Annotated in this window: 11 protein-coding genes and 1 tRNA gene; 11 read left to right on the top strand and 1 reads right to left on the bottom strand. The window is 35.4% G+C overall.

The genetic code is table 11. The features are described from left to right. The 11 genes from ACIQ1E_RS12050 to ACIQ1E_RS12000 all read left to right on the top strand — a co-directional run. On the top strand, positions 1–1,196 hold a 1,196-nt coding region (locus ACIQ1E_RS12050), incomplete at its 5' end, for a glycoside hydrolase family 3 N-terminal domain-containing protein (RefSeq protein ID WP_396171552.1). Between the two features lie 141 nt (positions 1,197–1,337). Beyond that, the gene (locus ACIQ1E_RS12045; protein WP_396171551.1) at positions 1,338–1,973 is read left to right on the top strand and encodes a peroxiredoxin; all 636 of its coding nucleotides are present in this window, start codon (positions 1,338–1,340) and stop codon (positions 1,971–1,973) included. Between the two features lie 148 nt (positions 1,974–2,121). Next, positions 2,122–2,430, top strand: a complete 309-nt coding sequence (locus ACIQ1E_RS12040) for a thioredoxin family protein (protein WP_396171550.1) — start codon at positions 2,122–2,124, stop codon at positions 2,428–2,430. A gap of 98 nt (positions 2,431–2,528) precedes the next feature. After that, positions 2,529–2,786 (top strand): DUF6952 family protein, encoded by a 258-nt coding sequence (locus tag ACIQ1E_RS12035; protein ID WP_396171549.1) that lies wholly within the window; start codon positions 2,529–2,531, stop codon positions 2,784–2,786. 169 nt (positions 2,787–2,955) lie between these two features. After that, positions 2,956–3,453 carry a thiol peroxidase gene (tpx, locus tag ACIQ1E_RS12030; protein ID WP_396171548.1) on the top strand — a complete coding sequence of 166 codons (498 nt, stop codon included), beginning with the start codon at positions 2,956–2,958 and terminating at the stop codon, positions 3,451–3,453. Between the two features lie 4 nt (positions 3,454–3,457). Next, entirely contained in the window at positions 3,458–3,832 is a 375-nt protein-coding gene (locus tag ACIQ1E_RS12025) for a diacylglycerol kinase (protein ID WP_396171547.1), read from the top strand. Positions 3,833–3,850: 18 nt separating this feature from the next. Further along, positions 3,851–6,310: a DNA translocase FtsK gene (locus ACIQ1E_RS12020; RefSeq protein ID WP_396171546.1), complete on the top strand. Its 2,460-nt coding sequence runs from the start codon at positions 3,851–3,853 to the stop codon at positions 6,308–6,310. Positions 6,311–6,317: 7 nt separating this feature from the next. Then, positions 6,318–6,956 (top strand): outer membrane lipoprotein carrier protein LolA, encoded by a 639-nt coding sequence (locus ACIQ1E_RS12015; protein ID WP_396171553.1) that lies wholly within the window; start codon positions 6,318–6,320, stop codon positions 6,954–6,956. A 6-nt stretch (positions 6,957–6,962) separates the two neighbouring features. Further along, positions 6,963–8,399, top strand: a complete 1,437-nt coding sequence (locus ACIQ1E_RS12010) for an LptF/LptG family permease (RefSeq protein WP_396171545.1) — start codon at positions 6,963–6,965, stop codon at positions 8,397–8,399. Between the two features lie 130 nt (positions 8,400–8,529). After that, positions 8,530–9,663: a 3,4-dihydroxy-2-butanone-4-phosphate synthase gene (gene ribB / locus ACIQ1E_RS12005; protein WP_396171544.1), complete on the top strand. Its 1,134-nt coding sequence runs from the start codon at positions 8,530–8,532 to the stop codon at positions 9,661–9,663. 169 nt (positions 9,664–9,832) lie between these two features. Beyond that, positions 9,833–9,917 (top strand) — tRNA-Ser (locus tag ACIQ1E_RS12000). Positions 9,918–10,787: 870 nt separating this feature from the next. On the opposite strand, the gene ACIQ1E_RS11995 is transcribed toward ACIQ1E_RS12000, so the two are convergent. Beyond that, complete coding sequence (locus tag ACIQ1E_RS11995) at positions 10,788–11,126, bottom strand: hypothetical protein (RefSeq protein WP_396171543.1); 339 nt, start codon at positions 11,124–11,126, stop codon at positions 10,788–10,790. Positions 11,127–11,377 lie beyond the last annotated feature (251 nt).

Raw genomic sequence — 11,377 nt, 5'->3', positions numbered from 1 at the left:
TTCATTACAATTTAGCCCCTTTGGCAGATGTAAATAACAACCCAAATAATCCTGTAATTGGCTATCGTTCCTTTGGTCAAAACAAAGAAAAAGTATCCAATTGCGCTACAGAATATTTAAGAGGCTTAAATGAAGTAGGCGTTTTAGGTTGTTTGAAACATTTTCCTGGACACGGAAATACTAATGTTGACTCACATTTAGGATTGCCTATTCTCGAAGAAAATTTAGAGCAATTGATGGAAAACGAATTGGTTCCATTCATAAAAGGAATCCAACACAATGTCGATTCTATTATGATCGGGCACTTAGCCGTTCCTGCGATGAATGAGGGCAAAAATACTTCGGCCACTTTGTCTAAAAACATAATCGAAAACCTATTGAGAAAACAATTGGGATTTGATGGTTTAGTGATTTCTGACGCATTGAATATGCACAGCGTTTCTAAACTATATGATACCAAAGGGCAATTGGAATGGGAAGCATTCAATGCTGGAAATGATGTTTTGTGTTTTGCAGAAAATGTAGCTGAGGGAATTCAAACCATTTTGAAAAATGCTTCGCCCGAGCGCATTGAAGCTAGTCTCAACCGCATTTTAAAATGCAAGCAAAAAGTGGGGATCTTAGACGGAAATTATACTCCTGAAGGCGAATTTGATGTTGAGGCCACATCTATTCTAAACCGTCTTATTGCGGATAAGAGCACAACAAAAATCAAAGACAACAGTAACAGCTTACACTTATTTGAAGCCAAGAACAATGAAAAATTGGCCAAACTAAGTCTTTATAAAAGTACGGACAATATCTTTTTTAAATCGTTGAACATTGTCCTACCATCGAAAAAGTTTGCACTCGAAAATGGCGATTTAGATGCAATTGAGCAAATGAAAGAAAATCTGAAAGGATTCGATACCATATTGGTTACGCTCTTTGTGCCAAAAGCAAAACCGTTGAATAATTTTGATATCGATGACAACGTACTTACCTTTTTAGGCGAATTATTTTCAACCAAAAAATGCGTTTTGTATCATTTCGGAAATCCCTATGCTTTACAAGTAATTCCGAATCTGAAATCTACCATAGGAATCATTCAAGTGTACCAAGATTTTCGTGAATTTCAAGAAAGTGCAGCAAGACAATTATTAAGAAACTCAAGATGCAGAGGCGAATTGCCCGTAAAAATCAGCGGAATTAAATAACAAATTTCTATTGATAATGAAAAATCAATACTAATTGCCTATTGTTAAATAAAGATTAATAATTGAAATCTTCCATCAAAAAAAGTCAATTGAAGTATCTTTGCGGCAGTAAAAATTAATAATAACTTTAATACGTAAAACATGTCATTAGTAGGAAAAAAATTCCCAAACATTACCGTAGACGCCATTTCTGAAATGGGAGATAACTTAAGAATCAACGTACTTGAAGAAGCTACAGAAAACAATCAAAAAGTACTTTTGTTTTGGTATCCAAAAGATTTTACTTTCGTTTGTCCAACAGAATTGCACGCTTTTCAAGCTGCTTTAGGTGAATTCAAAAAAAGAAACACAATCGTTATTGGAGCTTCTTGTGATACCAATGAAGTACACTTTGCTTGGTTGAACACTCCTAAAAACAACGGAGGAATCGAAGGAGTTACTTATCCAATTCTTGCAGATACAACAAGAAACTTATCCGCTGAATTAGGTATTTTAGATATCGAAATGGAATATGACGAAGCTTTTGATGGTGAATTATTGGTAGGTTCAAACGTAACCTACAGAGCTACTTATTTGATTGATGAAGACGGTAAAATTTTCCACGAAAGTGTAAACGATATGCCACTAGGTCGTAACGTAAACGAATATTTACGTTTAATCGATGCTTACACACACGTTCAAACCAAAGGTGAAGTTTGTCCTGCCAACTGGGAAGAAGGAAAAGATGCGATGAGTGCGGATAGAAAAAGTACTGCTGAATACTTAAGCTTAAACTAAATTCCAATTTTTAAAATTCCAAATTCCAATTCTGGGATTTGGAGTTTTCTTCCACAATTATTAATCTTTCAAGCTTTAAGAATACTAAATTCCTACTCCATTAGTTTGGAATTTGGAATTTAAAGTATTGGCATTTAAACAAAAAACTATGTTAATTGAATTAAACGAAGATACATTACAAGATTTAGTTTCTGCAAACGAAAAAGTAATCGTTCAATTTTCTGCCTCTTGGTGCGGAAATTGTAGAATTATGAAACCAAAATTCAAAAAATTGGCCTCAGAAAACGAAAACGTAAATTTTGTTTTGGTAGATGCTGAAAATTCGCCAGAGTCCAGAAAATTAGCCAACGTAAGCAACTTGCCTACTTTTGCTACTTTCGTAAATGGAAAATTGGTCAACGAAACCCAAACCAATAAAGCGGAAGTTTTAGCTGAATTGGTAGACGAAATTAAGTAACTGTTCGTGGTTTAGAGTTTATAGTTGAATCTGTATAGAATCCTCAAAACCTCAAACTATAAACAACAAACCACAAAGATAAACAACAAACAACTAAAATGAAACTCCCAATAATCAAACATTTATCTCAATTTATTGAAGAAAATGATCAAGATTACCTAGTAGAAACCATTGAAGTTTTAGAGGCTCTGACTGAAGTTTCTTCCTTGAAAGATGAAGAATTAGATGTTATTGGCGAATTGATTTCAAATATGTACGGGGCTCTTGAAGTGCATAAAATGACAAAAGAGGGAATGGACAAAAAAGAAGCATTGAATACTTTTATGAAACGAGTTTTAGGCTCGATTGACAAGTAGAACCCTGTTTTTTGTTGCACTTTTTGTTCAAACTTTTAAATACTATAATTGTAAAACGCTTTCAGCAATGCTAGCGTTTTTTTTTATTAAATTAGCAAATCATCAATGCAAAATCATACAATCGTAAATAAAATTTCATACTTTTGAACCTCATTAAATAACTATAATTATGGCTTCTATTACATTAGGTGGAAATCCAATCCACACTTCAGGTGAATTACCAAAAGTTGGCACAAAATTAGCCGATTTCAAATTAGTAAAAAACGACCTTTCTATCGCTTCATTAAGTGATTTCGCAGGTACAAATTTAGTTCTTAATATTTTTCCAAGTATTGATACTGGAACTTGTGCAACTTCTGTAAGAACTTTTAACGCTACTGCCGCTAAATTAGAAAACACCAAAGTATTGTGTATTTCAAGAGATTTACCTTTTGCCCAAAAACGTTTTTGCGGAGCTGAAGGAATCGAAAATGTTGTGAATTTGTCTGATTTCAAAGACGGAAGTTTTGGCAAAACCAATGGTTTAGAAATAGCTGATGGTGTATTAGCAGGTTTGCATTCAAGATGCATTATTGTTGTAGACGCTAACGGATCTGTTGTTTACACAGAACAAGTTTCTGAAATTGCTAACGAGCCAAATTACGAAGCTGCCTTAGCGGCACTTTAATTGAATGGAATTTCAGAAAGACAATTCTTTCTTTAGCGGAAGACTTAAAAGTGTTTCATTTGCTGCAAAAGGTGCTATAAAATTAATTACTACCGAACACAGTATAATGGTTCAATTTTTTATTGGTATTCTTATATCAATTGTTGGTTTTTTTATGCACATTAGTACAACAGAATGGCTATTTCAAACCTTTGCCATTGGATTGGTAATGAGCATAGAAGGACTTAACACCGCTGTCGAAAAAATTGCCGATTTCATTCACCCTAATTATCACGAAAAAATAGGTTTTATCAAAGATATTGCGGCGGGTGCAGTTTTTTTTGCTGCACTGACCGCAATTGCGATTGGATTAATTATTTACGTACCCAAGTTTTTATAGAAAATAGTGCAATAACGAATGGCAAAAACAACTAAAACAGTTACTCCAGAAAAAAAACCGGATACAAATGCTGTAGCAAAAAAACCGTGGCAGTTCTCCAAACAAAACAAAATAGTTTTGGGAGCGCTCTTAGTATTGTTTTCAATTGCCTTATTACTTGCTTTTATTTCCTATTATATCTACGGACAAGCCGACCAGAGTGCTGTAGATCAGTTGTCAAATAGGACCGAAACGGTTCAAAACTGGCTGGGCAAATTTGGTGCTTTCCTTGCGGATTTAATGGTTTACAGAGGTTTCGGAATAGCTTCCTTTATTTTTGTTCGATTGTTTTTTCTCACAGGCGTATTTTTAGTCCTTGAAATTCCACTCAAAAAACTTAAAAAAATCTGGTTTTGGGATTTATTCGTAATTATTATTTTATCGGTTTTATTTGGATTTTTTGCTACTTCCCTACCCGAGTTGGGCGGAATTATTGGTTATGAATTGAATTTGTTTTTACAAGATTACCTTGGTAAAACAGGAACATTGCTTGCATTAATCTTCGGACTAGTTATTTATCTGATTTTTAAAATTAAAATATCGCCAGAAAAAATAAAATCATTTTTCGAAAGCACCAAAAAAGAAATTAGAAGCGACTTAAACTCAGCAAACGGAAGTAATGCTGCCAAAAGCGGGTATAATTTAGAAGAATATGCTGTGGAAGAAACAGGATATGATGAAGAATTAGAAGGAATTGAATTGAAAACAACCCCATCGAAATTCGAAATCAACAAAGAAGCATTAAAGCCAACCATTAGTAATCCTTCAGAAATTACACTGAAACCACTTCCGAAAGAAGTAAGTCCGACTCCTCCACCCTATATTGCTCCAGAAATTATCCAAACCGATGACGATCATTTTGTAATTGAAAAAGCGCCGGAAGAAGATATCATCGAAGAGAATTTGGCTTCAAAACTTGTCGCTGATTTTGGATTATTCGATCCAACTTTGGATTTGTCGAATTACAAATACCCAACAATCGAGTTATTAAAAGAATATTCAAGTGGCGGAATTACAATTAATCAGGAAGAATTAGAAGAAAATAAAAATAAAATTGTTGAAACACTGCGCAATTACAAAATAGAAATTGCACAGATAAAAGCAACAGTTGGTCCCTCGGTTACGCTTTATGAAATCGTACCTGAAGCGGGGATCCGTATATCAAAAATCAAGAGCTTAGAGGACGATATTGCATTGTCACTGTCGGCATTGGGAATTCGTATTATCGCTCCAATTCCAGGAAAAGGAACCATCGGTATTGAAGTTCCAAATAAGAACCCAACTATGGTTTCGATGAAAAGTGTTATCGGTTCAGCAAGATTTCAGGAAGCTGAAATGGAATTGCCGATTGCTTTAGGAAAAACCATTTCGAATGAGACTTTCGTAGTAGATTTAGCCAAAATGCCTCACTTATTGATGGCTGGAGCCACTGGACAGGGGAAATCAGTCGGATTGAATGCGGTTATCACTTCGTTATTATACAAAAAACATCCTGCTGAGATCAAGTTTGTGTTGGTCGATCCTAAAAAAGTCGAATTAACGCTGTTCAACAAGATAGAAAGGCATTATTTGGCGATGCTGCCCGATTCTGATGATGCTATTATCACTGATAACGCCAAAGTGGTAAATACTTTGAACTCCCTCTGCGTCGAAATGGACAATCGTTATTCTTTATTGAAAGATGCGATGGTTCGAAATATCAAGGAATACAACGAAAAATTCAAATCCAGAAAATTAAATCCTGAAAACGGACACCGGTTTTTGCCTTACATTGTATTGGTTGTCGATGAGTTCGCAGATTTAATTATGACTGCTGGAAAAGAAGTCGAAGTTCCTATTGCCCGATTAGCTCAGTTGGCTAGAGCCATTGGAATTCACTTGATTATTGCTACTCAAAGACCATCGGTAAATGTAATTACTGGTTTAATCAAAGCCAATTTCCCTGCAAGAATTGCCTTTAGAGTATCTTCAAAAATAGATTCTAGAACAATTTTAGACTCTCAAGGTGCTGACCAGTTGATTGGTCGTGGAGATATGCTCTATCACAACGGAAATGACGTTGTACGTGTACAATGCGCCTTCGTTGACACCCCCGAAGTAGAGAAAATTGTTGATTTTATAGGTTCTCAAAAAGCGTATGCAACCGCTTATTTACTTCCCGAGTTCATTGGCGAAGAAACTGGCATTAATCTTGATATGGATATTTCTGAAAGAGATTCATTATTCAGAGAAGCTGCCGAGATAATTGTGATGGCACAACAAGGTTCAGCTTCTTTGCTTCAAAGAAAACTGAAACTGGGCTACAACCGAGCCGGGCGATTGATTGATCAATTGGAAGCTGCAGGAATTGTTGGCCCATTCGAAGGTAGTAAAGCCAGAAATGTAAACATACTGGATATGAGTGCTCTTGAACAATTTTTCAACAATGAACAAAATTAAAAAATCAATGAAGAAGTTTTTTCAAATTACCATCCTCCTGTTAAGTTTTTCAATTCAAGCGCAAGACAATAAAGCCAAAGATCTTTTGAACAAAGTGACCACCATTATCAAAAGCTATGATAATATTGCAATCGATTTTAAATACAGTCTGCATAATTCCAAAGAAAAAATTAATCAGGATAGCAAAGGAAATGTAACTATGAAAGGCAATCAATACGTATTGAATTTTATGGGAGTCACCAAAATATTTGACGGTAAGAAAACCTATACCATAGTCCCTGAGGACGAAGAGGTAACCGTTTCTGCAGTGAAAGAAAATGACAATAGTGCGATCACTCCATCGAAAATGCTTACATTTTTCAATTCAGGTTATAAGTGCACAATGGATAAAATAGAGGATGTCAAAGGTAGAAAAATCCAATACGTAAAGCTCATACCAACGAACACCAAAGACCAACGAAAAGAAATATTATTAGGTATCGACGCCCAAACGAACCACATTTGCAACCTTATTGAAACAGGGAAGAACGGTACAAAAACTACCTTGATTGTTAATTCTTTTAAAACCAACCAACCTTTATCGAAAAATCAATTTACCTTTGTCGCGAGTAAATATCCCAATTACTACATCAACAAAATAGATTAACTCTAGGTGAAAATTCTCGACAAATACTTACTAAAGACTTTTCTGAGTACCTTTTTGACGGTATTTGTAATCTTGTTTTTTATATTCATACTGCAATCCGTTTGGCTGTTTATTGCCGAATTAGCTGGTAAAGATCTAGACCTACCAATGGTGTTGAAATTCCTAATGTTTGCCATGCCTCGTATTATTCCATTGGTATTGCCTTTATCTGTGTTATTAGCTTCGATAATGACTTTTGGAAATCTGGCAGAAAACTATGAATTCGCCGCTATGAAATCAGCTGGGATTTCACTGCAAAGAGCCATGAAAAGTTTGATTGTTTTTATTTCAATTCTGAGTATAATCGCCTTTTTGTTCGCCAATAATGTTATTCCCTACGCCGAATATAAGTTTATCAATTTCCGCCGAAATATTGCACAATTAAAGCCGGCCTTAGCAATAGCCGAAGGTCAGTTTAGCAATGTTGGACTTTATTCTATTAAGGTTAATAAAAAATCTGGGGTCAACGGAAATACCTTGACAGGCATAACCATTCACAAGAAATCGCCTATAGGCGAAGGAAACAAAACGGTTATCAAGGCCAAAGATGGTTTACTGATCAGCAGCGAACAATCGAACACGTTGCAGATGGTTTTGAACGACGGCTATTATTACGAAGATATTATTCCTAAAAAATATGAAGACCGAAGCAAATTCCCTTTTGCAAAGAGTTCATTCAAGAAATACAACATCAACATCGATTTATCCAAATTAAACAAAGTAGATGTAAATGATGTCAGCGTTACCAACACTAATACAATGCTAAATGTAAGCGAACTAAACTATACTTTAGATTCCTTGCATAAAAATATGAATACCGAAATTATTTCCTTTTCGGAAAACATCAATCAGCGCATTGGCATACAAAGAAGCCCTACTTTAGCTACCCCTGTCAAAAGAACTAAGACATTATCTAACGATTTACTGTCAATGTATCCCAACGACCAAAAATTGACAATTCTAAGTTACGCGAGCAGTAATGTAGATAACAATTTACTTTCGATAACAGGAACCAATACTGAATTACTATTCAAACAGAAAAACATCAACGGACATATTTTAGCTTTCTATGATAAATTTGTAATTGCTTTTGCTTGTTTTTTAATGTTCTTTATTGGCGCCCCATTGGGAGCCATTATCCGAAAAGGAGGCCTTGGATTACCTATAGTTTTCGCCGTATTAATATTTATCACTTTTCATTTTATTAATACTTTTGGCAAAAGAATTTCGCAAGAAAATGGATTGTCGCCATTGTTGGGAGCTTGGATGTCATCTTTAATATTGTCTCCATTAGCTATTTTATTGACTTATCGGGCTACAAATGACATCGGATTAATCAATATGGACATCATAATGGCTCCATTTCAAAAATTAATTCAAAAAATATTTCCACCACCAAAATAAATTAAAAATGGCTTCAACCAAAATACAAACCAGCCCTAATGAAGCGGTATTCGAAGTAACGCAACAAAATAAAGTTAAGGTAGTTGGTGCTTTTTTTAATTACATTTTTTTTAAAATTTAAAACAATTTTATGTCTACAACTAAAATAAAACTCAACACAATTGAAGAAGCAATCGAAGACATTCGTCAGGGAAAAGTTATCATCGTTGTCGATGACGAAAGTCGCGAAAACGAAGGGGATTTTCTAGCTGCAGCCGAAAAGGTGACTCCAGAAATGATCAATTTTATGGCAACTCATGGCCGTGGACTTATTTGCACCCCTTTAACCGAAAACCGATGCAAAGATTTAGGATTGCATACCATGGTTCAAAACAATACCGACCCTATGGAAACTGCCTTCACAGTATCAGTTGACTTAAGAGGTAACGGTGTAACAACTGGAATTTCAGCTGCGGACAGAGCCAAAACTGTTTTATCTCTGGTTGACCCAAATACAAAACCTTATGATCTGGCACGTCCTGGACATATTTTCCCTTTAATAGCCAAACAAGGAGGTGTTTTAAGACGTACGGGGCATACCGAAGCTGCCATCGATTTTGCGCGGTTAGCTGGTTTTAAACCTGCAGGTATTATTGTCGAAATAATGAATGAGGACGGCTCAATGGCTCGTTTGCCAGAATTGTTTGAAGTAGCCAAGAAATTTGATTTAAAACTGGTTTCTATTGAAGATTTGGTTGCCTATAGAATGCAACATGATAGCCTAATTGTTAAGAAAGAAGATTTTGATATCGATACCCGTTTTGGAACGTTCAGACTGAGAGCGTACTTGCAAACCACCAACAATCGGGTACATATTGCATTGACTAAAGGAACTTGGAACAAAGGTGAATCCGTTTTGACACGAATAAATGCTACGCTGATCAATAATGACATTTTAGGAACTTTGACCAATGATGCCAACAAAAAATTATGCGATCTATTCGAATTAATCAACGCCGAAGGCAAAGGCGCAGTACTCTTCATCAATCAGGAATCACAATCAGGAGATCTATTGAACCGAATTGTTGAATTGAAAGACTTGCAAAGCAAAGGTATTTTCAAAGCGCCACAAATCAAAATGGACAATCGCGATTTTGGTATTGGTGCTCAAATTTTGCACGATATCGACATTTCTAAAATAAGATTACTATCGAATACGGCGGAAACAAAACGCGTTGGAATGATTGGATATGGCCTTGAAATCCAAGAATACGTGGCTTATTAAAGATATTTAACGCTTATTTTTTGATGCTAAAATTGATTAACATCAAGGAAATGAAAGTGTTAAAATGAAACCCAAAAAATAGCTGCTATTTTTATAAAAATAGTTTTTGTAAAACAAAAAAAGGTTCTTATATTTGCAACCGCATTGAGAAATTGATGTCCGACTTATTGGAGAAATGGCAGAGTGGTCGATTGCGGCAGTCTTGAAAACTGTTGACTGTAACAGGTCCGGGGGTTCGAATCCCTCTTTCTCCGCAGAATAAAAACCCTAACAGCTGTTAATCAGTAAGTTAGGGTTTTTTGTTTTTACTCCTAGCCCACATTTAGCCCACAATCTTTAAAATCTCATTTGTTTGCAAGTCTGCAAAGATTGCAATGTTGCAAAGTATATAGTTTGAAATAATTTTTCCAAAAGAAAAAAAGAAAAAAAAGAAAGCCATTCAAATTGAGGAAATAATGAACGAGAATGGAAGGAGGCACGACTGACTGAGAGTGAATTATGAACTCTAAATTTGCTGCAATTTTTTTCTTTTCTGGAAAATGTTAATGTGTAGACAAACACCCCCAAGCACCGCAGTAAAAAATGGAATTTTTATGGAATTTTTTATGAGGAGCGATGTGGCGGTGTTGCGGCAATGAACAGCAGCCTAAGGATGAGAACAGAACGTAGTTTACGGAGTGATGTGAAAGACTTAGAGCGTTTCGTTGGGGAAAGAATAAAACACAGCGTAGCGTTCCTTATTTAAGTGCAAAACGCAGTGGAGCAAACCCCAACTGCTGTTCATTTGAGCAACCGCTGAAAAAACATAGGGCGAAAGACTAAATACTTCTGAAATGAAGAGAAACGTAGCTTGCGGAGTGTAACTGAGTGAAGATGTATTTTGGATTTTTTAGCCCTAACGAATGAATTGAGAGAGCGTGTGAAGACTGGGAATGCAGAAAACAAAATAAGAGCTGCTATTTTTCTTAGCTGCTCTTTTTTTGGGTTCAAATGGTCTGTGGAATGGAGCTTTTTTCAAGCGACTGAAACAGCCCAGCGTAACAAAGCAATCGAGAGGAATGAGACCGCTGAATTGTACAATGCTGTTAATTCTTGTTGTTGTCAATTTAAAAACATCTTGGTTTTTAATTTCTTTTAAAACTCGTTATTTGAAAACTAAGAGCCCCATAAAATCCTCCGTAACCAGCACTTCCAATTCCTGAAGAAGGGTAATAATAACCGGGCCAACAAGTATCTCCCCCTGATGGACCACAGGGATTACAGCGATCACGTGGTTCACTATAAATTTTTATTTGCATTTTCGTAGCGTTTTGTGATAAATAAAAACGAATTCTTTTTTCAAAACTCGGCATTGAGCCTGATCCGCTAGCATTATTGTTAAAGGTAGATGACGTAAGAATATCACCTGAACCATATACTATAGCTTGAGGGCTAGTTGAGTAATCTTTAGATGTATCAGACATTGATGCAGAAATCAAATTATTATTTTCATCAAAAAATTTAAATTCATAAAAAGCCTTAAAACATCTAAGAACATTTTCAATTCCAATAAATTCAATTTCAGACGCATCTAAATTTTGATAAATATAATTTATAGGTATAGGCGCTTAGAGCACCCTTGTTATCTATTGATTTTATTGATATTTATTCAAATTTCACCATCTTTTTCATTAACACATCGAAGATTGTCCCCATATTTGACCTTCTATTGTAT

It is taken from the genome of Flavobacterium sp., assembly GCF_044348915.1.
Lineage (GTDB): Bacteria > Bacteroidota > Bacteroidia > Flavobacteriales > Flavobacteriaceae > Flavobacterium.
Note: the sequence above shows the minus strand (reverse complement) of the source record. Positions and strands in the feature narration are given on the sequence as shown.

Bases quoted from the DNA above. Each gene is read 5' to 3' on its own strand.
- ACIQ1E_RS12045 (WP_396171551.1), top strand. From the start codon at position 1,338: ATGTCATTAGTAGGAAAAAAATTCCCAAACATTACCGTAGACGCCATT.
- ACIQ1E_RS12040 (WP_396171550.1), top strand. From the start codon at position 2,122: ATGTTAATTGAATTAAACGAAGATACATTACAAGATTTAGTTTCTGCA.
- ACIQ1E_RS12035 (WP_396171549.1), top strand. From the start codon at position 2,529: ATGAAACTCCCAATAATCAAACATTTATCTCAATTTATTGAAGAAAAT.
- tpx (WP_396171548.1), top strand. From the start codon at position 2,956: ATGGCTTCTATTACATTAGGTGGAAATCCAATCCACACTTCAGGTGAA.
- ACIQ1E_RS12025 (WP_396171547.1), top strand. From the start codon at position 3,458: ATGGAATTTCAGAAAGACAATTCTTTCTTTAGCGGAAGACTTAAAAGT.
- ACIQ1E_RS12020 (WP_396171546.1), top strand. From the start codon at position 3,851: ATGGCAAAAACAACTAAAACAGTTACTCCAGAAAAAAAACCGGATACA.
- ACIQ1E_RS12015 (WP_396171553.1), top strand. From the start codon at position 6,318: ATGAAGAAGTTTTTTCAAATTACCATCCTCCTGTTAAGTTTTTCAATT.
- ribB (WP_396171544.1), top strand. From the start codon at position 8,530: ATGTCTACAACTAAAATAAAACTCAACACAATTGAAGAAGCAATCGAA.
- ACIQ1E_RS11995 (WP_396171543.1), bottom strand. From the start codon at position 11,126: ATGTCTGATACATCTAAAGATTACTCAACTAGCCCTCAAGCTATAGTA.